Origin of the sequence: Corynebacterium sp. HMSC070H05 (assembly GCF_001837615.1) — a bacterium.
Taxonomy (GTDB): Bacteria; Actinomycetota; Actinomycetes; order Mycobacteriales; family Mycobacteriaceae; genus Corynebacterium; species Corynebacterium coyleae.
Window position 1 is genome coordinate 257,191 of record NZ_KV833341.1, and the last position, 20,550, is coordinate 277,740.

Below are 20,550 nucleotides of genomic sequence, written 5' to 3' on the forward strand. Positions count from 1 at the left end.
GCGCCTCTGGTGTGGCGTATGGGGAAAATGTGACTTAAGGCGTTAGAGTTACACCCATGTCTGTCAAAAACACCGCACCGCGTAACTCGCGGTCTTCTTCACGCCGCTCGGCGGACGGCACCCGCTACGGCGGGCCGGTGTCGATGACACACCCGCCGACCTCTTCCACCGTGGCCGCCGACACTGCCGATGAGCGCGTCGGCTCTGCGTACAAAGTGGTCGGTAGTTCCCTCGGCGCCGCAGCCCGCGGCGTCGGTTCGTTTCTCCGGCGCGAGCCGCGCCACCATGAGCAGGAAGAAGAGAATCTGAGTACCTCACGCCGTCGCCCGCGACGCGACCAGTACGACGACCACGACGAGCTCGAGCAGCGTGACGACGACCCCACGCCGCGTTCCAGCACCTTCGAGCACCACGCCGACGCATGGGGTCTTGTACTTATCGGCCTGGCCGCGGTCATTGGTGGCTCGGTGTGGTTCGATGTTGCAGGCCCGGTCGGGGATTTGATCTCCACCGGCACGCACTGGTTGATCGGTGCGGGTGCGCTGATCCTGCCGGTCGTGCTCGTCGGCGTCGCTATTGCGCTCATGCTTAACGTGCGCGCGAGCGATGAAGTTCGCGCACGCGCCGCTCTGGGCTTCAGCATCATCGCAGTGGCGATGCTTGGCCTCATCCACGTGTTCGCCGGCAACCCTTCGGCATGGGAAGACCGCCGGATCGCTGGCGGCGCGATCGGTGCCTTCACCGGTGGTTTGCTCGCTGCCGGGTTTTCCTCGTTCGTTGCCGTGCCGCTGCTGGGCTTGATCGTGCTGTACGGCGCGCTCAAAGCGACAGGTATTACGGTGCGCGAGGCCTACGACTACGTCAAGGGCCTCGTTACCGGCATGCTCAACGCAGAAGACGATGAGGACGACGACCCGTACTCGCACGTCGACGCAGACCTCGATGACATTGCAGAAGGCCGCGACCGCCCACGCCCACGCGCGTCGCGTCCAGCGCCACGTCTGATGCCTCGTCCGCGCCGCCCGCGCACGCCGATGGAGAGTTACCCCACCAACGAGGACGAAGACGACGACCTGTTCGACTTCGCCGACGACCTTAACGACACCGACGACACCGACGACACCTCCGAACCAGAACCAGAACCGGAGGCGACCACGGTCGTTCCTCGTCCGAAGCGTCGCCCCGCACCGACGTCAGCGCCGGCACCAGCGCAGACGACCCGCGCCGACAACAACCCCAACGAGACGAAGGTGTTGGAGCGCCCGGAAGAGACGTCGGATCGTCGACAAGCAGTGGCCCCCGATGCCGTCGAGACCTCGCGCGAGCAGATGGCGAAAGCCATCGCCGCACGCTCCGGCATCGACGCCTCCAAAATCCCTGCAACCACCCCAAAGTCCGAAACCCAACCACCGGCACCGAAGCAGGTACGCAAGATCCCGCAGGGCGACTACACCCTGCCCTCAACCGACCTGCTCATCCCCGGCAACCCGCCGAAGACGCGCACCGAAGCCAACGACCGCATGATCGAAGCCATCACCGATGTCTTCGAAGAATTCAACGTCAACGCACAAGTCACCGGCTTCTCCCGCGGCCCGACAGTGACCCGTTACGAGGTCGAACTTGGCCCAGGTGTGAAGGTCTCCAAGATCACCAACCTGCAGTCCAACCTCGCCTATGCGGTGGCCACCGACAACGTCCGCCTGCTCACCCCGATCCCCGGCAAATCCGCCGTCGGCATCGAGGTACCCAACGCTGACCGCGAAATGGTACGCCTGCGCGACGTGCTCGACGCACCGAACGTGGCGTCGCAGGACGATCCGATGCTCATCGGTCTGGGCAAGGACATCGAAGGCGACTTCATCGCGTCGTCGGTACAGAAGATGCCGCACCTGCTGGTTGCGGGTTCGACGGGTTCCGGTAAGTCAGCGTTCGTGAACTCCATGCTCATCTCGTTGCTCACGCGCGCCACCCCTGAGGAGGTCCGCCTCATCCTGGTGGACCCGAAGATGGTGGAACTGACCCCGTACGAGGGTATCCCGCACCTGATCACGCCGATTATCACTCAGCCGAAGAAGGCGGCCGCAGCCTTGCAGTGGTTGGTGGAGGAGATGGAGCAGCGCTATATGGACATGAAGTCCGCGCGCGTGCGCCACATCAAGGACTTCAACCGCAAGGTGCGCTCTGGCGAGCTCACTGCACCTCCGGGGTCGGAGCGTGAGATGCGTCCGTACCCGTTCATCGTGTGTGTTGTCGACGAGTTGGCAGACCTGATGATGACTGCGCCGAAGGAAATCGAGGACTCGATCGTTCGTATCACGCAGAAGGCGCGTGCGGCCGGTATCCACTTGGTGCTTGCGACCCAGCGTCCGTCCGTGGATGTGGTGACTGGTCTGATTAAGACGAACGTGCCGTCGCGTCTTGCGTTTGCGACCTCGTCGCTGACGGACTCTCGCGTGATTCTGGATCAGGGCGGTGCCGAGAAGCTCATCGGTATGGGTGATGGTTTGTTCATCCCGCAGGGTGCCGGCAAGCCGCAGCGTATGCAGGGCGCGTTCGTTTCGGACGAGGAGATACAGGCGGTTGTCGACGCTGCGAAGTCCCAACAGGACGAACCCGACTACGTTGAGGGCGTCACGGAGGATAAGCAGGCGGAAGCCAAGGTCATTGACGACGACATCGGTAAGGACATGGACGACCTCCTCGAGGCCGTCGAGCTGGTGGTGACTTCCCAGCTGGGGTCGACGTCGATGCTGCAGCGCAAGTTGCGTATCGGTTTCGCCAAGGCGGGCCGCCTGATGGACCTGATGGAATCTCGCGGTGTGGTCGGCCCGTCTGAGGGGTCGAAGGCTCGCGAGGTGTTGGTCAAGCCGGAGGAGTTGGAGACGATCATCTGGATGATCAAGGGCGCCGATCCGGCTGAGGCACCCAAGGACGTCATGCTTGACGACGACACCACCACCGACGGCCCTGACTCTGGCAGTGACACTGGCGGCACCGACGGCGACACCCGCACCGTCACCGCCACGTACAACCCCACTGGGGGAGCCTTCTAGCCTGTCTGAGGGCATGTCGAATAACCCGCCGTGTGCGGGTTTTCGTCATTAAGTAGCCGCTAGCCGAAGAGTTGCTGCATTGCCCCCGCTTCGGTCACGGGAACCGGCACACCACTTGGCGAGACCCACGTCGGGGTGCCGTTGATGATTTCGATGCGCCCTCGACTGGTGTGCCAAGGGTCGTCGTCGTTGACCCGGTTGTGGTAGCTGCACAGGGGTGCGAGGTTATCCATGTTGGTTTCGCCGCCGTGCTTCCAGGCCGTGATGTGGTGAATCTCGCACGAGTCAGCTCCATGACGGCAAGAGGGGAAGGGACAACGAGGCATGAGCAGGCGTGCGAGGTCGCGCTGTTTTTGGTTGGCGAAGCGCTGTGTCCGGTAGAGGTTCACCGCCCCGGCTTGCGGGTGGAACAGGGCGATTTCACCGAAGGTGAGATTGAGGTACTCGGCTCCGGTCATGGTGGTGCCGTCGGTAAGTACGAGGGTCACATCCTCGCCGTCGCCGGAGAGGATCCGGATGTGCTCAGGTAGCGGTGCGAGCACTATCGGGCGGGGAGCGACGTGTGGGATGGAGGTGCCGTCGCGAAGCAATGTCAAGAACGCATCAAGCATCTGTGGTGCCGCGGGCCGTGAGCTGTCCACGTGCTGGCGCAGGGCGTGCTCGAGATCCGCGATGTCTCGCTCGGAGGCGGTGCCCCTCATCGTCCGCATCCCAAGGGTGGAGCAGGAGAACGTGACCTGTGCCTTCGGCATCCTCGGCGCCGTGGGTGGGATGAGGTCTTTTGCGGCCTGGCGCAGTGCGGCGAAGCTGCCGTGGACGGCGAGGAGCTTGTGGCGCACGCGCCAACGCTCGCTCTCATCGTCGATTGCAGTCAGCCGGTTCTCGATGTACGACAGCCGGTCCAAGTCGAACGCGCCAGCGCGGGCCGCCTCCAGGGCTCGGCGCTGCTGCTTGGTCCACTTTGTGGCGCCGAAGTAGACGTCGTGGATGCGGCCCCAGGCGGTCACGGTTGCTGGCCGGCAGCGGCTGGCAAGTGCGGCTGCACGGTTGAAGCCTTGCAGGCTATCCACCGTGGGTAGGTCCGCGAGGAAGGTTTCAAATGGGCTCATGCCTCGCACGTTAAACCAGTTCCGCAATGCCTGGCAGGGCCCTTGTGGATAACCGCGTTGACACATCAACAAACTGGGGTGGTTATCCACATTCGCGACACCAAAAAAGTGTGTGTATTGTGTTACCCACTTGGAGGGGAGTACCCCGGAAGTGTTCTGGATCGTCAACACGGTGTCGTCGAAAAGTGATGGCCCCGGTCCGAACAGCCCACTTGGGTGGGGGAGACCTCCGGTTGTTTCTGCTACCGGAGGATTAAACGCATGCATGTGCCGTTAAGTATTTGGCTGATCACCTCTGCGGTGATCCTGGGATTTTTCATCTTTGACTTCGTCTCGCACGTGCGTACCCCGCACGAGCCGACGATGAAGGAATCGGGCGGCTGGGCCCTGTTCTACATGACCATGGCCTGCATTTTCGGCGGGATCGTGTGGTGGCTGTGGGACGGCGAACACGGCATGCAGTTCTTCACTGGCTACATCACTGAGCTGTCGCTGTCGGTAGATAACTTGTTCGTGTTCGCGCTGATCATGGGTGCGTTCAAGATCCCGCGTGCATATCAGCAAAAGGTGTTGCTGATCGGCATCGTGATCGCGCTGATCTGCCGTCTCGTATTCATTCTGCTGGGTGCCGTGATCATCGAGGCCTGGTCGGACGTGTTCTACATCTTCGCCGCCTTCCTGATCTACACCGCGATCAAGATGGTGTACGACGAGGTGACGGACCAAGAGGATCCGGATCCGAACGACATGATGGTGGTCAAGACGCTACGCAAGGTTATTCCGGTGACCAGCTCGTACCACGGAGACCGTCTCGTTTCCGCTACCCAGGCCGGCAAGCGCGCGGTTACCCCGCTGTTTGTGGCGCTGCTGTCCATCGGGTTCATCGACGTGATGTTCGCGTTCGACTCCATCCCGGCGATCTACGGCATCACCCAGGAATCCTTCCTCGTGTTCACCGCCAACGCGTTCGCGCTGCTGGGCCTGCGCCAGCTCTACTTTCTGCTCAACGGCCTGCTCGACCGCCTGGTATACCTGCCGTACGGCCTCGCGGTGGTGCTCGGCTTCATCGGCGTGAAGCTGCTGTTGCACGCGCTGCACGAGAACAACCTGTCGTTCATCAATGGCGGCGAGGGTCTCGACGTGCCGGAGGTCGGCACTGTCGCCTCGCTGCTGATCATCGTCGGCGTGCTCGCGATCACCGCGATTGCCTCGGTGATCAAGGACCGCGCTGACGTGAAGGCTGGTGTTCGTGATCCGAACGAAAACCAGTACCACATTGATTTCGACGACCACGGCAACCGCCGCAAGGTCGACCGTCACGGCCACCATGTTGAGTGGATCGACGACCCGGCGACCTCTGGCAAGGGCGATCACACCGCGACCGGATCGCGCGAGACCGCCCACCTCGATGTCGCGCGTGGCGGTAGGAAGGCTTAGCCGAAGATATTCATCACCGGGTTCCACTCCCGGATCTCGCGCGCTGCGAGTGCGCCGGCGGTCGTGTATGGGTCTTGATCCAGCACGGCCGCCGCATCAGCTTCAGTGGCAGTGTCGGGCAGTTGCAGGATGATTAGGGCTTGATTGACGCCGATAAAAGGGCCGGATCCCACGATGCGTCCGAGTGCGAGTTGCGAGGAGATGAATTCGCGGTGGGCGGGGCGGGTGTCGTCGACAAGCGTTTGCTCGCCGTAGGTGTAGGTTGCTGCGAAATACTTCATGGAGGGCAGTCTAGGTGGAACGCGTGAGATGGGTATGGTGGATCGCGTGATGCAAACGGATAAGCCGTCGAATTGGAATCTGCCGAATGTGTTGACGTCTCTGCGGATTCTGTTCATTCCTGTGTTCGCGTGGCTGGTGCTTTCGGAGCGCTGGTGGTGGGCGTTTGGCCTGTTTGTGGCGTTGATGATCACAGACAAGCTTGACGGGGATATTGCTCGTGCGCGGGGGCTGATTACGGATTTCGGCAAGATTGCTGATCCGATCGCGGACAAGGCGTTGATGATTACTGCGCTGGTTACGCTGAATATTGCGAGTTCGTTGCCGGTGTGGGTCACTGTGGTGATCGTGGCTCGTGAGCTGGGGATCACGGTGTGGCGCATGTGGATGTTGCGTCGCGGTCTGGTGGTGCCGGCGTCGAAGGGTGGCAAGGTGAAGACTGTCCTGCAGTCGCTGGCGGTTGGCCTGTACTTGTGTCCGTTGCCCGCATGGGCGGATACGCCGGTGTTTGTGGTGATGTTGCTCGCGGTGGCGGTCACCGTGGTTACGGGTGTGCAGTATTTGGTTGATGCAGGAAAGGCGAACAAATGACGACGGCGCAATTGCTTATCGACGAACTACGTTCCCGGAACCAAACCATCGCTTTTTGCGAGTCGCTGACTGCCGGGCTTGCTGCTGCGACCCTTGCGGACGTGCCGGGTGCTTCCGACGTACTCGTCGGCGGTTTGGTGACGTACTCGGCGGAGCTCAAAACCGAGTTGGCCCACGTTCCGGCCGACCTGATTGAGGAAGAAGGCGTGGTCTCCGCGGCGGTGGCCCGCGAGATGGCGCGCGGTGCTCGTAAGGTGTGCGGGACGGATTGGGCGGTTGCGCTTACTGGCGTCGCAGGGCCCGGTGCGCAAGACGGTATGCCGGCTGGCACGGTGTGGATTGGGCTGGCGGGGCCGAAGTGGACGGCGTCGTCGCAAGCTGCGGAACTGCTCGATTCGGAAGCGGGCCGGTATGCGCTTGTCGATGGACATGCGACCCCTGTCCGAGTCCTCGCAGGGTCGCGGAACGAGATTCGCCGACGCGCGGTCGAAGCGGCCCTGGTTGGTGCGCTGACTGGCGTTCGGGAACAAAACTAGACCACCGATCGTTGGAGCAGCTGATGACAACTACGACTCTGCTTTACGAAGCCCCGGTAGAACTGCCGATTGCATCCGCCCCAGCGCGTGAGCCGCTGTTCCGCGAAGCCCTCGGTATGTCGCTGCGCGCTTTTCGCGCTGATAAGGGCGTAACTCTTCGCACGTTGGCGAAGGAGGCTCGCGTGTCTTCCGGCTACATCTCGGAGTTGGAGCGCGGTCGCAAGGAAGTGTCCTCTGAACTGCTTGCAGCGCTGTGCGAGGCACTGGACACCACGGTGTCTGAGGTGTTGCTGGAAGCGGTGGCGAATATGTCGCTGCATTCCTTCAACGAGGAACTCGCGGTTACCTCTCCGGCGGCTGCGGAAGCGTAACGGAGCTCACCCGACTATTGTGGGTGGAGTTTGACGCACTAACTAATGAAGATGAAAGGTCGCGGTGATTAGCCATGGCGAACCCCTTTTCCAAGTTCTGGAACTACCTGATGGCTCTCTTCGACAACAAGATCGAAGAGAACGCTGACCCGAAGATCCAGATTGAGCAGGCCATCAACGAGGCGCAGCGCCAGCACCAGGCACTGTCGCAGCAGGCTGCCGCGGTGATTGGTAACCAGCGTCAGTTGGAGATGCAGCTCAACCGTCGCCTCGAGGATGTTGAGAAGCTGCAGGCGAATGCCCGCCAGGCGCTCAAGCTTGCTGATAAGGCTCGCGGCGAGGGCAACGCGCAGAAGGCACAGGAGTACGAAAACGCCGCGGAGGCGTTTGCGGCACAGCTGGTCACCGCTGAGCAGGGTGTGGAGGATACTAAGCAGCTCCACGACCAGGCGCTGCAGCAGGCAGCTCAGGCGAAGCAGGCTGTGGAGCGTAACGCGGCACACTTGCAGCAGCAGGTTGCCGAGCGCTCGAAGCTCCTGTCGCAGCTTGAGCAGGCGAAGATGCAGGAGAAGGTTTCGGAGACGATGCAGTCGATGAACTCGATTACTGCGTCCGGTCCGAACTTGGATCAGGTTCGTGAGAAGATTGAGCGTCGTTACGCTAACGCGCTTGGTGCCGCCGAGTTGGCGCAGAACTCCATTCAGGGTCGTATGGCTGAGGTTGAGCAGGCCGGTATCCAGATGGCTGGTCACGGCCGCTTGGAGCAGCTGCGTGCGGAGATGGCAGGCGAGCTCACCGCTGGCAAGAAACAGGCGATTGAGCCGGGGCAGTCCGCTACCGACGCTAACGTCAGCGATGATGCGGTTGCGCAGCGCATGCGCGAACTGCGCGGCGAGTAAATCACAACGTCGAAGGCCCGAAGCACATCGCTTCGGGCCTTTTCGCTGCGTGGGGTTAGTCCACGGCGCCGCGCGCCATGAGCGCTTCACCGATCATCTTCGCCCGCCGCACGGAGCGGATGACCAGGGGAGTGCCGAACGCTAGGAGGGAGAAGCCAGCCCCGCGGGCTTTGCGGGCGTCGAGGACTTCGTTCGCGGTCGCGAGTGTCAGCGGAATCAGGCGAATGGTGAGTGCAATGGTGAGCGAGATGAGTTCGCCTGTGCGTCCCAACGGTGCGAGTGCTCGGTCGAGGGCGTCAAGGAGTTCCTGGACCGGGGTGGTCAGTGTGAGCAGGTTCGCCGCCGCGATGGTGGCAAGCAGCCCGATGAGTAGCGTCGCCGCCGATTCGACGCCGTTTTGCCACACCATGAACGCGCCTAAAAAGATCAGGAAGGGCAGGAGTGGCACGAGTTGGCGCCACGCAATCTTCATTGGGATGCGTGCCCACAAGTAGAGCACCAGCACAAACCCGAGTGCGGCGGCTGCGTGCCAGGGCCGGGTGGGCAGGACAGTGACCCCGATGATGAAGACCACCAGCAGCACGAACTTCAGCGCTGGCTGGATGCGGTGGAGCAGTGTGTCGCCGGGGATGTAGACACCGAGGGGGAGTTCGCGGATCATGGTTTGTTATCCATGAGGTCGGTGTAGAACGCGATGGCGTCGGCGGGGTTGCTGTCGTAGACGAGTGCGCCGTCGTCGATGACGAGGACGCGTTCGAAGTCGCGCAGCATGTCCAGGTCGTGTGTGACCACGATGAGTTGCTGCTCGAGTGCGTTAAGTTCGCGCACGATTCGTTTGCGGTTGCGCAGGTCAAGCAGTGTCGTGGGTTCGTCTGCGATGATGGTGTCTGGTTCGATCACCATCACGGATGCAAGTGCGAGCATCTGTTTTTCGCCGCCCGACAGGGTGTGCGGTGAGTTTTCGGCGAGGTCGGTGAGTTCGAAGCGGGCGAGAGCGTCGTCGACACGCGATCGCACTTCGTCGCGGGGGAGTTTGAAGCGGCGAAGGGAGAAGGCGACGTCGTCGGAGACGCGTGGCATGACGATTTGGGATTCGGCGTCGGAGAAGACGAATCCGACGCGTTTGCGGACGTCGCGGCCTTGGGTGGTGGGGGAGAGGTCGTCGTAAAGCACTTGCCCTGAAGTGGGTTCGATGAGTCCGTTGATGAGGCGCACGGTGGTGGATTTGCCGGAACCGTTGGAGCCGATGATGCCGATGCGTTGCTCACTCAGGCGCGTGGTGAGTGGCTGAAGGACGGTGTTGCCGTCGTAGGTGACGGCTGCGCCTTTGAATTCGATGAGGGGCATCGTGCTTATCGACGACTACCGCGCAGGTCAGGGAACGCCTGGTGCACCGCGATTGCGATGGCGATCATGAGAGCGACCTTGCCGGCGTCAGGCAGCAGGAATGGCACCTGTGCGGCCCATGCTGCGCCGAAGGACATCTCAGCGCGGGCCATGAGGCCGAATACGCCGCAGAGGTACTGGAAGAACAGGGCAACGTAGCCGGCGACGATGAGGACGCCGATCGTAGCTGCGGTGTTGCGGCGGAATGGCGCACGGTAGGCGATCAGGCCCGCGACGGTAGCGGAGACGAGGTAGCCCACAAGGTAGCCCACGGTCGTGCCGCCGAGTGCGGAGATGACGGTGCGGCCGCCTGCAAGCACGGGTAGTGCGAGGCCGACCAGGAGGAAGATACCTGCGGTGAACAGGCCGCGGCGCCAGCCGAGGACGAGGCCGGCGAGGATGATGGCTGCGTTTTGTAGCACGATAGGCACGCCTGCGGCGCCGACGGGGATGGAGACGAAGCCGAGAGCGATGATGATGGCCGCGAAGACGGCGATGAGCGCAATGTCCTGCGCGGTGGAAGATTTACTCATGCGCGGCAGTGTACCTGAACGCCGTTCAATAACGCGTGTTCGGGTAGCGTGTTGAGTCATGCGTTTGACGGAGTTTCATCAACTGGTCGAGGACGAATTTGGCGCGGGTCGAGCCAAGTGGATTATCGATACGCAGGTGATACCGGGCTACGAGCGCACCGCGGCGGACATGATCGAAAGTGGTGTCGATCCCCGCGAGGCGTGGCGCGGACTCTGTGAAGCGTTTGACATTCCGGAAGAGCGCCGACTTGGCATTGACAGGCCCGGGTTTTGAATTCCCGTTCGAACACGCTTGCGTGTACAGTGTTCGATGTCGTAGCCGCATTCTAAAGTGGCTCCTGTATTCGCCCCCGAGGAACTTTCCTTGTTTTGGAGGGAACCGAAGGGTAGGCGCGTGCGTCTAATAGGCACGGACTAACACACAGTGTGGATGCGGCAACCGTCGCACCACCGACAATTTGGAGGAAAACACCACATGGCAACGAAGAAGAAGACTGCCGCTTCCGCCGCGAACTCGCGCCAGAACGCGCTCGACGCTGCGCTTGCGATGATTGAGAAGGACTTTGGCAAGGGCGCCGTCATGCGCTTGGGCGACGAGAATCGCCCGCCGATTCAGTCAATCTCTTCCGGCAACACTGCTATCGACGTTGCCCTTGGTATCGGTGGCTGGCCACGCGGCAGGGTCGTGGAGATCTACGGCCCGGAGTCGTCCGGTAAGACGACCGTTGCCCTGCATGCGATTGCGGAGGCGCAGCGCGCAGGCGGCATCGCGGCGTTCATCGATGCCGAGCACGCCCTCGACCCTGACTACGCCCGCAAGCTTGGCGTGGATACCGACAATCTGCTGGTCTCCCAGCCAGATACGGGTGAGCAGGCGCTTGAGATCGCGGACATGCTGGTGCGCTCTGGTGCTATCGACATGATCGTGATCGACTCTGTTGCAGCGCTGACCCCGAAGGCTGAAATCGAGGGCGAGATGGGTGACTCCCACGTCGGCCTCCAGGCACGTTTGATGTCGCAGGCACTGCGCAAGATGACCGGTGCGCTGTACAACTCCGGGACTACCGCGATCTTCATTAACCAGCTGCGTGAAAAGATTGGCGTGATGTTCGGCTCCCCGGAGACGACCACTGGCGGTAAGGCCTTGAAGTTCTACGCGTCTGTGCGTTGCGATGTCCGCCGTATTCAAACCCTGAAGGACGGCCAGGATTCCATCGGTAACCGCACCAGGATGAAGGTTGTGAAGAACAAGGTTTCCCCGCCGTTCAAGATCGCCGAGTTCGACATCATGTACGGCGAGGGCATCTCGCGGGAGTCCTCCATCATCGACATGGGCGTGGAAAACGGCATTGTGAAGAAGTCCGGCTCGTGGTTCACCTACGAGGGCGACCAGTTGGGGCAGGGTAAGGAAAAGGCGCGCCTGTTCCTCAAAGACAACCCGGACCTGGCCGACGAAATCGAAGACAAAATCTTCCGCGCGCTTGGTGTGGGCAAGTATGCCAATGTTGACGACGATGCCTTGTCGGATGATCCCGTAGACATGGTGCCCAACATCGATTTTGACGACGAAGACGACGCCAAGGCGGACGAGAAGTAGCATATGGCAGACCCCGAAAAGATTGCGCGCCTCAAAGCTGCTCTCGAGGCGTACGAGCCGGGGTCGGGTTTCATCGACCACGCACATGAGGAGGCGAAGGCGCCGGTACGCAAACGCGCATTAGGGCTGCTGGATCAGCGGGCACGCTCGCGTGAGGAGCTGTGTGGTCGGCTGATCAAGGCCGAGTTTGAGCCCATGCTTGTCGACGAAGTTCTCGACGACCTCGCCGGCTCAGGCCTGCTCAACGACGCAGCATTTGCTTCCGAGTGGGTGCGCCAGCGCGCTGCGCGTCGCGGAAAGTCCGCCCGCGCGCTTGATATGGAACTGCGTGACAAAGGGGTGGGCAGTGCGGACCGTGCGGCTGCGCTCGAGCAGATCACAGACGACGACGAAGAGCGCATCGCCCGCGGGGTCGCCGAAAAGGCGGCGCGCAAGGTGAAACACGCACCCGAGGATCGGGCAGAGTACGACAAGCTTTTGCGCCGGATCGTTGGAGCGCTTGCCCGCCGTGGGTTTCACCAGGGGATGGCAATGCGCCTGGGCCGGGAAGCGCTCGACGAACGCATCGCCGAGTGCGAAGCCCACGCGTGACGCGGGGTGGTGACCCCGCACACGGGGGGTTAGTGTTTCTCCACAGGATTGTCGATCTGCTGGTAACCAGGGGCTTGCCAGTCGAGGTTCACGGTGTCCTTTGTGTCCAAACCGACTTCCTTGCCGGCGGTGGGCACCTTGGCAAACGGGTTGCGGCGTGCGCGGCCAGCGCGCAGTTGGCGCTCGACGCGGGTAGCGAGCATTGTCAGCGCGTAGTTGATCAGGATCATGATGATGGCCACCACGATGAGCGACGCCAAGTAGTTCCGGTTTGCAGAGGCGACCTGCGTGCCGGAGCGAACAACCTCGACGTAGCCAATTTGGTAGCCCAGGGCGGAATCCTTCAGCGCAATGACCATCTGGGAAATCAGTGCCGGGAGCATGGCTGCGACGGACTGGGGCAGCAAGATCTTGCCCATGGTTTGCCAGTGGCTTAAGCCAAGTGCCTGGGCGGCTTCGGTTTGGCCGCGGGGTAGCGATTTGATGCCGGCGCGGAGGATTTCGGCGATAACGGAGCCGTTGTAAAGCGTCAGTGCTACAACGACGGCCCAGAATGCGAGCGATGCCGGCGGGACGATCTTGTACACCGCGAAGACTTGGTAGAGGAAGATCATGAGTAGCAGCACTGGGATTGCGCGGAAGAACTCGACAACCACAGCGCAGAAGCCACGCACGATCTTGTTTGGGGCAAGGCGGCCAAGCCCGAAAATCACGCCGAAGACAATTGCGAGCAGCACCGATACGACGGCGGCCTTAATGGTGCCGACGAGGCCAGGGATGATGTATGTGGTCCAGGTGTTTCCCTGGATGAAGGGGGTCCAGCGTTCGGCGTCGAGTTGGCCGTGTGTGGCTAGTTTGCTCAGTACCCACCAGCCGACGAGCAAAAGCACAGCGATGGTGATTGCGGTGTAAATGTAGTTGCGGCGTACGGCTTTGGGGCCGGGGGCGTCGTAGAGAACAGTTGCGCGGACAGAGGATGCCATTATCGTTTCACCGCCAGACGGTTAGACAGCCAGCTGATGACGAGCCCTGTTGGCAGTGTGAGCACGATGAAGCCGAGGGCGAAGATGCCGAAGATGGCGAAGAGCTGGTTTGCGTGGAATTCGATGGTGGATTTCATCAGCAGCGATGCTTCCGCGACGCCGATGACCGATGCGATCGTGGTGTTCTTCGTCAAAGCGATCAGCGTGTTGCCCAGCGGAACGATTGCTGCACGCAGAGCTTGGGGGAAGATAATCAACGAGAAGATCTGCCCGAAGCTCAGTCCGAGGGAGCGTGCGGCTTCGGCTTGTCCGAAGTGAACGGTGTTGATGCCGCTTCGGAGCGATTCGGCGACGAAGCACGAGGTGTACAAAACGAAGCCGAGGATCGCGAGGCGGAAGTTTTGGTCTGCAAGGTAGGTGCTGGATTCGCGGCTCGCGAGCTCAAGGCCAAGGTTTTGGTAGAGGCCGAACGAGCAGAACAGGATCACAAGTGTCAGCGGGGTGTTGCGCACGGTGTTGATGTAAAACGCCGACAGGTTCCGCAGGATGGCAACGGGGGAGACCCGCATAGCAGTGAGTAGGGTGCCCAGGATCATTGATCCGATGGCGGAGTAGAAGGTCAGCTTGATTGTGGTCCAGAATGCTGGCCACAGTTTGGGCGCGAGATCAGCCCACATTGCATCCATGGTGGGAACTTCCAATACGTGAAGGAGATGAAGAAGGGTTGGGGCTCGGTGGCCGGGTGGGGTTCACCCAGCCACACGGCAGGTGCTACTCGACGAAGGACAGGTCGCCGACCTTGTCCTTTTCAACACCTTGGCCGCCGTCGAGGTTGTCGTTGACGAACTTGTCAAAGGATCCGTCCTCGTAAAGGGCGTTGAGTGCCTTGTTGACGGCCTCGAGTGCGCCCGGGTCTTCCTTCTTCAGGCCGACGCCGTAGTGCTCGTTGGTGAACTGCTCGCCGTCCTTCTTCAGCTCGACGACCTTGAAGTCGCCCGGGGACTGTGCGGAGTAGCCGCCGAGGATGGTTGCGTCGGTGGTGAGGGCGTCGACGTTGCCGTTGCGCAGGGCTTCGACGCAGGAGGAGTAGGTGTCGTATTCCTGGAGCTGGACGCCCGGCAGGGTGTCCTTGACCTTCTGTGCCGGGGTGGAGCCGGTGACGGAGCAGAGGATGCGGCCGTCGAGGGCTTCGAGGCCGGTGATCTCGGCGTCGTCGGAACGGACGAGCAGGGCCTGGTGGGTCAGCAGGTAGGGGCCTCCGAAGTCGACTGCTTCGGAGCGTGACTTATTGATGGAGTAGGTCGCGGCGATTGCTGCGACTTCACCGTTTTGCAGCACGGTTTCGCGCTGTGCCGAGGGGGTTTCGCGCCAGGTGATTTCTGGATGCTCCCAGCCGTTTTCGTCGGCAATGTGGTTGACCACGTAGTTGGCGACGTCGACGTCGAGGCCGGTCATGGAGCCGTCGGCTTCGCGCAGGCCTAGGCCCGGCTGGTCGTACTTAGTGCCGAGGGTGACGTTGCCGGCCTCGATCTGTGCGAGAAGGCCTTCGGCGTCGCCGGCGGAGTCGCCGCCGCAGGCGACGAGTGTGGTGGCCGCGAGCAGAGCTGCGGCAGTGGTCGATGCGAAACGTGCGGTGCGCTTCATGGTGATTCTCCTTGTAAGAAACGTGGGTGGGTTAATGGGGCAGGATCTTGCCGAGGAAGTCTCGTGCACGGCTGGACTGCGGGTTGGTGAAGAACGACTCGGGGTCGGTGTCTTCGACGATTTCGCCATCGGCCATGAACAAGATGCGGTCGGCAACTTTGCGGGCGAAGCCCATTTCGTGGGTGACCACGACCATGGTCATGCCGCTTTCGGCCAGTTCTGTCATGACGTCGAGGACCTCGCCGACCATTTCGGGGTCGAGGGCGGAGGTGGGTTCGTCGAAAAGCATGACTTTCGGCTCCATCGCAAGGGCGCGTGCGATTGCGACGCGCTGCTGCTGGCCGCCGGAGAGCTGTGCCGGATATTTTTCTGCCTGGTTGCCGATCCCCACGCGGTCGAGCAGTTCGCGAGCGCGTGCGGTGGCGTCGGTCTTTTTCACCTTGCGGACCTTGATGGGGCCCAGGGTGACGTTGTCCAGAATGGTCAGGTGCGGAAACAGGTTGAACTGTTGGAACACCATGCCTACGTCTGAACGGAGGTGGGCCAGTTCCTTCCCTTCGGCGGGGAGGGTACGGCCGTCAATTTCGATCGTGCCTTCCTCGATGGTTTCGAGGCGGTTGATCGTCCGACACAGGGTGGACTTTCCCGATCCGGACGGTCCCAGCACTACGACTACTTGTCCGCGGGGGACTTCAAGGTTGATGTTTTGTAGTGCGTGGAAGTCGTCGAAGTACTTCTCCACACCCACCATGCGAATCATGGGTTCGGCAATCTCCTGTGTCATACAAGGCACAGTAGGCCAAAACTGTGATGCGGGTGACCAAAACTGGGAAAGTGTTTGTCATTTGCGGTTAGGTTTGGGCGCTTTGCCTGGTTAGACTGTCTCGCCGTGACTACGGCAAATACCTCTGAAAACACCACTTCGCGCACCTATGAGGTGCGGACGTTCGGCTGCCAGATGAACGTGCACGATTCTGAGCGTCTTTCGGGTCTGCTCGAGGATGCTGGGTACGTGGCGGCAGACGAGGGGACTGAGCCCGACCTGGTGGTCTTCAATACCTGTGCGGTGCGTGAAAACGCGGATCAGCGCCTGTATGGCTCGCTCGGACAGTTGAAGAACACGAAGGCGAATCATCCGGGCATGCAGATTGCGGTCGGCGGGTGTTTGGCGCAGAAGGATCGCGACACGGTGATCGAGAAGGCACCGTGGGTTGATGCGGTGTTCGGTACGCACAACATCTCCGCATTGCCGGCGTTGCTCGATCGCGCACGGGTGGAGGACGAAGCCCAGGTAGAGATTGTTGAGTCGCTCGAGGTGTTTCCGTCTGTCCTGCCGGCGAAGCGCGAGTCTGCCTACGCCGGTTGGGTGTCCGTGTCGGTGGGCTGCAATAACACGTGTACGTTCTGCATCGTGCCGTCGTTGCGTGGTAAGGAGCAGGATCGTCGCCCAGGCGTTATTTTGGCGGAGGTGCAGGCGCTCGTCGATCAGGGTGTGTCCGAGGTGACGCTGCTTGGTCAGAATGTGAATGCGTATGGCGTGAACTTTGTCGACGAGGACATGGAGCGCGACCGTTCTGCGTTCTCCAAGCTCTTGCGTGCCTGTGGCGACATCGAGGGCTTGGAGCGTGTGCGTTTTACGTCGCCGCACCCGGCGGAGTTCACCTCGGATGTCATTGACGCGATGGTGGAGACTCCGAATGTGTGCCCGCAGCTGCATATGCCGTTGCAGTCGGGTTCCGACAAGGTGCTTAAGGACATGCGCCGGTCGTACCGGTCGAAGAAGTTCCTTGGGATTTTGGATGAGGTGCGTAAGAAGCTTCCGCACGCTTCCATTACCACCGACATTATTGTCGGCTTCCCGGGTGAGACTGAGGAGGATTTTCAGGCCACGCTTGATGTGGTGGAGAAGGCTCGTTTCACTTCTGCGTTTACGTTCCAGTATTCGCCGCGTCCGGGCACGCCGGCTGCGGAGATGGAGCAGCAGATTCCGAAGGCTGTGGTGCAGGAGCGTTTCGAGCGTTTGCTTGCGCTGCAGGATCGCATTAGTGCCGAGGAGAACGAGAAGATGATCGGCACGGAGCAGGAGTTGCTTGTGCAAGCGGGTGGCGGACGCAAGAATGATCGCACGCACCGCATGTCGGGTCGCGCTCGCGATGGCCGCCTGGTGCACTTCGCGGTTGAGGGTGACATTGATGGCGAGATCCGCCCGGGCGATTACGTCACTGTCACCATCACTGAGTCCAAGCCGCACTTCCTCATTGCAGATTCTGGGGTGCGTAACCACCGTCGTACGAAGGCTGGCGACAATTCTGCCGCAGGCCAAGTGCCGACGACTGCACCTGTCGGCGTGGGGCTTGGCTTACCGACGATCGGTCAACCGCCCAAGCAGCCCACCGGCGATTCGTCCTGCGGCTGCTAGGGGCTACAGTGGCTGCTATGACGCAGCAGGATTCGCAGACGTTGGCTCGCGCGGAGAAGTCCGCCGCTTCGCAGATCACGATGAGGGCGAAACGGTGGGTGCTCGCCGCGTGTGCGGTGGTGTACCTCGTGGCGTTGGTGTTGCCGTTTGCGGGTGGGGTGGCCGGTTGGCAGGTGTTGGGGCTGACCCAGGCGTCGCGCGATGCGCGCACTTCGGTGGCGGAGTACTTGTTTGTGTGGTTTTCCTTCATCGGTGTTGGGGTTTTGACATCGCTCGCAGTTGCTTTACGACGATTCGCCGTCACCCTGCCTGCCTGGATGGTCACAACGGTCTCTGCCGTGTTTTCCATCCTCGGCATTTGGTTGCGCAACCAAAGTGCTCCGGAAACCTCACGCGACATCGGCTACTACCTGGCCATGTTGGCTGTGTTCGTTGCGGTGTTCACGCTGTTCCCGCTGATCCTGTCTCGCTCTGAGGCACAGGTGAAGGTGGCCGACGAGCGCGCGAAGGTGCAGCAGCGCGACGACGTGGCGTTGCTGCAGCAGTCGGCGACGCATCAGGCGAACGCGCACGAGGAGAACCCGTTGCTTGTGGACGACCGCCGCGCCCGTGCCGCCGAACGCCACCGCAAGATTTAGACCTTTTGCCACCCTGTCGTCGCGGAAACCACTTCCGCGCCGACCCCTTTCATTATGGCGGCTGCTGGCGCGGAGTCGGCGGGGTAGGAGCAGTACACCGTCTCCAAGTCTTCCCAGGTTGCGTGTGCTCGCTCGAGGGAGGCACGCAGCATGGCTTTGCCGATGCCACGGCTGCGGTGCTCTGGCAGGACGTAGACAAGGCCGAGTTCGCAGACCTTCGGGTCGTCGGCGTGGAAGCGCACGACTTCGCAGAGTCCGACGATGACGCCGTCGACGTAGGCCAGTCCGGTCAGTTGCGAGCCGCCTCGGTCTTGCAGCCTCGCGCCGGCGTCGCGGATGCGCTCAAGGTCCCAGTTGATGGTGTCCATCACCAGGTCGCCGCGAGGGTAGTCGCGCGATGCCGCGGTGAGCAGACGGGAGAACTGCTCTACCTCGTCGGCGCCTGCTTTGCGTTTGGAGAAGAACCCTGGGCCTTCGATGACTGCGAACTCGGCGGCCACAGTACGAGGCAGGGCATCCAGTGCGGTGATCTCGAACGTGGCCTGGTCTTCTCGGAAGGCCGCCGTGTAGCCGGCTTCGGTCAACGCGGGGGATGCCGAAGCGTCGGGCAGGTGCGTGACCCAGAGTTGGCGGATGGGGCGTTCGAGGCGGGTGGAGAGGTCGTCGAGAAGCGACAGCGCTGCGGCCCACGGTTCGGGCGGTTCATCTTCGCCGGGCAGGGGCGCGATCTCGGCGTCGAAGGTGAAGTTCGCTTCGATCACGCGACGGTCTTCGAGCAAAGGCAGGGAGATGAAGAGCCAGGCGTCGGTGTGGTCGAGGTCGTCGTCGAAAAGTTCGCGGTAGCCCAAATCCGTCACAGGGCGGGGTGCCTGCTGGGAGGTGAGCGCGAAGAGGATTGCTTCGGATTCGGCGGACGGCTCGAGGCGCTTCGCAATGTGCGATGCGGACACGCCAGAGGTGGCAAGACCGGTGATGTCTTGGATGGCGAGCGTTGCGGAAAATGCGTAACCCCCGACCACTGCCTCCGATGAGTTGGGCCGGGGGACGTACTGCTGTGGTGTGAGCACTAGCCCTCGTTCACAGCCTTCGCGGCAACGTCGGCAAATTCCTGCCACTGCTTCGCCTGCTCACGCAGCGTTGCTGCCTTTGCGGCGTTGCCCTTGGCCTCAGCCTCTTGGGCTTGGCGCTCAAAGTCGTCGGCCTTGACCTGGAACTGGTTGACCTTGTCCTGCTGGGCAGGGTTGGTTTTGCGCCAGCGGGAGTCTTCGGCCTCGGAGACGCGCTGCTCGATGCGGGCGATCTTGTCCTCGTACTCGCGGATGCGACCGCGTGGTACGAAGCCAATCTCGTCCCACTTGTCCTGCAGTTCGCGCAGTTTCGCCTTCGCGGCGCCGAGGCCCTTCGCGGGGTCGATCTGCGCGTCGTATTCAGCGATGAGCGCATCCTTGGCTTCTGCGTTGGCCTCGAATTCGCGGTCGCGTTCCGCGTTGACGGCGTTGCGGGCTTCGAAGAAGTGGTCCTGGGCGGCGCGGAACCGCTCCCAGAGCTTGTCGTCTACCTCGCGTGGGGCGCGACCGGCGGCCTTCCATTCCGTCATCAGGTCGCGGTAGGCGCGGGCGGTGTTGCCCCAATCCGTGGAGTCCTTGAGCGCTTCGGCGCGGTCGACGAGTTCTTCCTTGATCTTCTTGGCTTGGGCGCGGTTGCGGTCCAACTCGGCGAAGTGGGCGCCACGGCGACGGTTGAAGCTGTCGCGGGCGCGGGAGTAGCGCTTCCACAGCTCGTCGTCGGTTGCGCGGTCGATGCCGCGGATGCCGCGCCACTCCTCGAGGATGTCGCGGATGCGGTCGCCGGCACGCTTCCATTCGGTGGAGTTTTCTGCCAGGTCTTCGGCTTCGGCGGCGAGGGCTTCCTTGCGGGCGATCGCTGCCTTACGTCGCTCTGCCTTTTGCTCCTTAGCCTGCTCGCGGGCATCGGCGGATGCGGCAATCGCAGCATCGAGGCGGGTTTCGACGGCGTCGAGGTCGCCGATTACTGCGGCGTCGTCAAGCGAGGCTTTCAGCGCTTCGGCGGATTTGCGGATCGCGTCTGCGTCTTCCGGGTGAGCGCGCAGACGGGTCTCGATGAGTTCGACTTCGGTAACCAGGTCGTCGTAACGCTGCCCGTAGTGTGCGAGCCCCTCCTCAGGGGTGCCGGCTTGCCAGGATGCGATCTGGCGCTCGGTGCCACCGCGGGTGAGGAAGACGTTTCCGTCTGCATCAACACGGCCGAACTTCGACGGGTCCGATGGCGTGCGCGCTGGTACAGGAGTGGGTGTTACCGACGGGGCGCCCGTTGCCGTGGACGGGCGTGGCCCAGGCTTCGGGCCCTTTTTCGCCATGGCGGCAGGCGATGGGATCTTGCCTGGTGTGTTGGTGGGGTTCGACTCGGTCATGATGGTCGTCCTTTCCGCGGCATGGGCCGCACTGTGCCGCGCGTCGCGGCTGC

The 20,550-nt window shown here is 62.0% G+C and carries 22 protein-coding genes; 11 read left to right on the top strand and 11 right to left on the bottom strand.

Translation table 11 applies throughout. The features are described from left to right. Positions 1-56: 56 nt before the first annotated feature. Positions 57-3,053 carry an FtsK/SpoIIIE family DNA translocase gene (locus tag HMPREF2617_RS09445; RefSeq protein WP_070840576.1) on the top strand — a complete coding sequence of 999 codons (2,997 nt, stop codon included), beginning with the start codon at positions 57-59 and terminating at the stop codon, positions 3,051-3,053. A gap of 59 nt (positions 3,054-3,112) precedes the next feature. Here the strand turns inward: HMPREF2617_RS09445 and HMPREF2617_RS09450 are convergent, their stop codons facing one another. After that, positions 3,113-4,162, bottom strand: coding sequence for an HNH endonuclease signature motif containing protein (locus tag HMPREF2617_RS09450; RefSeq protein ID WP_070840577.1), 1,050 nt, complete (start codon positions 4,160-4,162; stop codon positions 3,113-3,115). A 261-nt stretch (positions 4,163-4,423) separates the two neighbouring features. On the opposite strand from HMPREF2617_RS09450, the gene HMPREF2617_RS09455 reads away from it, so the two are divergent. After that, positions 4,424-5,599, top strand: coding sequence for a TerC family protein (locus tag HMPREF2617_RS09455; RefSeq protein WP_070840578.1), 1,176 nt, complete (start codon positions 4,424-4,426; stop codon positions 5,597-5,599). Here the strand turns inward: HMPREF2617_RS09455 and HMPREF2617_RS09460 are convergent. Further along, on the bottom strand, positions 5,596-5,880 hold the full coding sequence (locus HMPREF2617_RS09460) for a YciI family protein (RefSeq protein ID WP_070422311.1): 285 nt from the start codon (positions 5,878-5,880) through the stop codon (positions 5,596-5,598). The genes HMPREF2617_RS09455 and HMPREF2617_RS09460 overlap by 4 nt on opposite strands. A gap of 49 nt (positions 5,881-5,929) precedes the next feature. Here HMPREF2617_RS09460 and pgsA point away from each other — a divergent pair, with 49 nt between their 5' ends. The 4 genes from pgsA (at position 5,930) to HMPREF2617_RS09480 (ending at position 8,275) form a co-directional block, all read left to right on the top strand. Continuing rightward, complete coding sequence (gene pgsA, locus HMPREF2617_RS09465) at positions 5,930-6,469, top strand: CDP-diacylglycerol--glycerol-3-phosphate 3-phosphatidyltransferase (protein WP_083320324.1); 540 nt, start codon at positions 5,930-5,932, stop codon at positions 6,467-6,469. Further along, the gene (locus tag HMPREF2617_RS09470; protein ID WP_070451022.1) at positions 6,466-7,005 is read left to right on the top strand and encodes a CinA family protein; all 540 of its coding nucleotides are present in this window, start codon (positions 6,466-6,468) and stop codon (positions 7,003-7,005) included. Before pgsA ends, HMPREF2617_RS09470 begins: the two co-directional genes overlap by 4 nt. Positions 7,006-7,028: 23 nt before the next feature. Then, complete coding sequence (locus HMPREF2617_RS09475) at positions 7,029-7,376, top strand: helix-turn-helix domain-containing protein (protein ID WP_070422314.1); 348 nt, start codon at positions 7,029-7,031, stop codon at positions 7,374-7,376. Between the two features lie 74 nt (positions 7,377-7,450). Further along, positions 7,451-8,275, top strand: a complete 825-nt coding sequence (locus HMPREF2617_RS09480) for a PspA/IM30 family protein (RefSeq protein ID WP_070451023.1) — start codon at positions 7,451-7,453, stop codon at positions 8,273-8,275. Between the two features lie 55 nt (positions 8,276-8,330). Here HMPREF2617_RS09480 and HMPREF2617_RS09485 read toward each other — a convergent pair whose 3' ends face one another. Genes HMPREF2617_RS09485 through HMPREF2617_RS09495 form a run of 3 tightly spaced genes read right to left on the bottom strand, consistent with a single transcriptional unit; the run spans position 8,331 to position 10,194 of the window. Beyond that, positions 8,331-8,936, bottom strand: coding sequence for an energy-coupling factor transporter transmembrane component T family protein (locus HMPREF2617_RS09485; protein ID WP_070451024.1), 606 nt, complete (start codon positions 8,934-8,936; stop codon positions 8,331-8,333). Next, positions 8,933-9,622: an energy-coupling factor ABC transporter ATP-binding protein gene (locus tag HMPREF2617_RS09490; RefSeq protein ID WP_070840579.1), complete on the bottom strand. Its 690-nt coding sequence runs from the start codon at positions 9,620-9,622 to the stop codon at positions 8,933-8,935. The genes HMPREF2617_RS09485 and HMPREF2617_RS09490 overlap by 4 nt, the downstream gene beginning before the upstream one ends. A gap of 5 nt (positions 9,623-9,627) precedes the next feature. Then, positions 9,628-10,194 (bottom strand): biotin transporter BioY, encoded by a 567-nt coding sequence (locus HMPREF2617_RS09495; protein ID WP_070422318.1) that lies wholly within the window; start codon positions 10,192-10,194, stop codon positions 9,628-9,630. Positions 10,195-10,252: 58 nt separating this feature from the next. On the opposite strand from HMPREF2617_RS09495, the gene HMPREF2617_RS09500 reads away from it, so the two are divergent. From HMPREF2617_RS09500 to recX, 3 genes are all read left to right on the top strand, one after another. Further along, entirely contained in the window at positions 10,253-10,468 is a 216-nt protein-coding gene (locus HMPREF2617_RS09500) for a DUF3046 domain-containing protein (protein ID WP_070422319.1), read from the top strand. Positions 10,469-10,669: 201 nt separating this feature from the next. Then, entirely contained in the window at positions 10,670-11,791 is a 1,122-nt protein-coding gene (recA, locus tag HMPREF2617_RS09505) for a recombinase RecA (RefSeq protein WP_070422320.1), read from the top strand. A 3-nt stretch (positions 11,792-11,794) separates the two neighbouring features. Then, positions 11,795-12,382 (top strand): recombination regulator RecX, encoded by a 588-nt coding sequence (gene recX / locus HMPREF2617_RS09510; protein WP_070840580.1) that lies wholly within the window; start codon positions 11,795-11,797, stop codon positions 12,380-12,382. Positions 12,383-12,411: 29 nt separating this feature from the next. Here the strand turns inward: recX and HMPREF2617_RS09515 are convergent, their stop codons facing one another. From HMPREF2617_RS09515 to gluA, 4 genes are all read right to left on the bottom strand, one after another. After that, positions 12,412-13,365, bottom strand: coding sequence for an amino acid ABC transporter permease (locus tag HMPREF2617_RS09515; RefSeq protein WP_070569957.1), 954 nt, complete (start codon positions 13,363-13,365; stop codon positions 12,412-12,414). Beyond that, complete coding sequence (locus HMPREF2617_RS09520) at positions 13,365-14,051, bottom strand: amino acid ABC transporter permease (protein ID WP_070840581.1); 687 nt, start codon at positions 14,049-14,051, stop codon at positions 13,365-13,367. Before HMPREF2617_RS09520 ends, HMPREF2617_RS09515 begins: the two co-directional genes overlap by 1 nt. Positions 14,052-14,136: 85 nt before the next feature. Next, the gene (locus tag HMPREF2617_RS09525; protein ID WP_070840582.1) at positions 14,137-15,009 is read right to left on the bottom strand and encodes a glutamate ABC transporter substrate-binding protein; all 873 of its coding nucleotides are present in this window, start codon (positions 15,007-15,009) and stop codon (positions 14,137-14,139) included. Between the two features lie 31 nt (positions 15,010-15,040). After that, on the bottom strand, positions 15,041-15,769 hold the full coding sequence (gene gluA / locus HMPREF2617_RS09530) for a glutamate ABC transporter ATP-binding protein GluA (protein ID WP_070483829.1): 729 nt from the start codon (positions 15,767-15,769) through the stop codon (positions 15,041-15,043). 129 nt (positions 15,770-15,898) lie between these two features. Here gluA and miaB point away from each other — a divergent pair, with 129 nt between their 5' ends. Both miaB and HMPREF2617_RS09540 read left to right on the top strand, forming a co-directional pair. Next, positions 15,899-17,428 (top strand): tRNA (N6-isopentenyl adenosine(37)-C2)-methylthiotransferase MiaB, encoded by a 1,530-nt coding sequence (miaB, locus tag HMPREF2617_RS09535; protein ID WP_070840583.1) that lies wholly within the window; start codon positions 15,899-15,901, stop codon positions 17,426-17,428. Positions 17,429-17,445: 17 nt separating this feature from the next. Further along, complete coding sequence (locus HMPREF2617_RS09540; protein WP_070569955.1) at positions 17,446-18,066, top strand: Rv2732c family membrane protein; 621 nt, start codon at positions 17,446-17,448, stop codon at positions 18,064-18,066. Here HMPREF2617_RS09540 and HMPREF2617_RS09545 read toward each other — a convergent pair. Both HMPREF2617_RS09545 and HMPREF2617_RS09550 read right to left on the bottom strand, forming a co-directional pair. Next, the gene (locus HMPREF2617_RS09545; protein ID WP_070422328.1) at positions 18,063-19,133 is read right to left on the bottom strand and encodes a GNAT family N-acetyltransferase; all 1,071 of its coding nucleotides are present in this window, start codon (positions 19,131-19,133) and stop codon (positions 18,063-18,065) included. The two genes, HMPREF2617_RS09540 and HMPREF2617_RS09545, sit on opposite strands and share 4 nt — an antisense overlap. After that, a complete protein-coding gene (locus HMPREF2617_RS09550; RefSeq protein WP_070840584.1) occupies positions 19,133-20,497 on the bottom strand; it encodes a DUF349 domain-containing protein in 1,365 nt (454 codons plus the stop codon). Before HMPREF2617_RS09550 ends, HMPREF2617_RS09545 begins: the two co-directional genes overlap by 1 nt. Positions 20,498-20,550 lie beyond the last annotated feature (53 nt).

Excerpts from the sequence above, each read along its gene's own strand:
- recA (WP_070422320.1), top strand. The coding sequence starts at position 10,670 with ATGGCAACGAAGAAGAAGACTGCCGCTTCCGCCGCGAACTCGCGCCAG.
- HMPREF2617_RS09525 (WP_070840582.1), bottom strand. The coding sequence starts at position 15,009 with ATGAAGCGCACCGCACGTTTCGCATCGACCACTGCCGCAGCTCTGCTC.
- HMPREF2617_RS09500 (WP_070422319.1), top strand. The coding sequence starts at position 10,253 with ATGCGTTTGACGGAGTTTCATCAACTGGTCGAGGACGAATTTGGCGCG.
- HMPREF2617_RS09445 (WP_070840576.1), top strand. The coding sequence starts at position 57 with ATGTCTGTCAAAAACACCGCACCGCGTAACTCGCGGTCTTCTTCACGC.
- HMPREF2617_RS09460 (WP_070422311.1), bottom strand. The coding sequence starts at position 5,880 with ATGAAGTATTTCGCAGCAACCTACACCTACGGCGAGCAAACGCTTGTC.
- pgsA (WP_083320324.1), top strand. The coding sequence starts at position 5,930 with ATGCAAACGGATAAGCCGTCGAATTGGAATCTGCCGAATGTGTTGACG.
- HMPREF2617_RS09515 (WP_070569957.1), bottom strand. The coding sequence starts at position 13,365 with ATGGCATCCTCTGTCCGCGCAACTGTTCTCTACGACGCCCCCGGCCCC.
- HMPREF2617_RS09475 (WP_070422314.1), top strand. The coding sequence starts at position 7,029 with ATGACAACTACGACTCTGCTTTACGAAGCCCCGGTAGAACTGCCGATT.
- HMPREF2617_RS09520 (WP_070840581.1), bottom strand. The coding sequence starts at position 14,051 with ATGGATGCAATGTGGGCTGATCTCGCGCCCAAACTGTGGCCAGCATTC.
- recX (WP_070840580.1), top strand. The coding sequence starts at position 11,795 with ATGGCAGACCCCGAAAAGATTGCGCGCCTCAAAGCTGCTCTCGAGGCG.
- HMPREF2617_RS09550 (WP_070840584.1), bottom strand. The coding sequence starts at position 20,497 with ATGACCGAGTCGAACCCCACCAACACACCAGGCAAGATCCCATCGCCT.
- HMPREF2617_RS09540 (WP_070569955.1), top strand. The coding sequence starts at position 17,446 with ATGACGCAGCAGGATTCGCAGACGTTGGCTCGCGCGGAGAAGTCCGCC.
- HMPREF2617_RS09485 (WP_070451024.1), bottom strand. The coding sequence starts at position 8,936 with ATGATCCGCGAACTCCCCCTCGGTGTCTACATCCCCGGCGACACACTG.
- HMPREF2617_RS09495 (WP_070422318.1), bottom strand. The coding sequence starts at position 10,194 with ATGAGTAAATCTTCCACCGCGCAGGACATTGCGCTCATCGCCGTCTTC.
- HMPREF2617_RS09480 (WP_070451023.1), top strand. The coding sequence starts at position 7,451 with ATGGCGAACCCCTTTTCCAAGTTCTGGAACTACCTGATGGCTCTCTTC.
- HMPREF2617_RS09455 (WP_070840578.1), top strand. The coding sequence starts at position 4,424 with ATGCATGTGCCGTTAAGTATTTGGCTGATCACCTCTGCGGTGATCCTG.
- HMPREF2617_RS09450 (WP_070840577.1), bottom strand. The coding sequence starts at position 4,162 with ATGAGCCCATTTGAAACCTTCCTCGCGGACCTACCCACGGTGGATAGC.
- gluA (WP_070483829.1), bottom strand. The coding sequence starts at position 15,769 with ATGATTCGCATGGTGGGTGTGGAGAAGTACTTCGACGACTTCCACGCA.
- HMPREF2617_RS09490 (WP_070840579.1), bottom strand. The coding sequence starts at position 9,622 with ATGCCCCTCATCGAATTCAAAGGCGCAGCCGTCACCTACGACGGCAAC.
- HMPREF2617_RS09470 (WP_070451022.1), top strand. The coding sequence starts at position 6,466 with ATGACGACGGCGCAATTGCTTATCGACGAACTACGTTCCCGGAACCAA.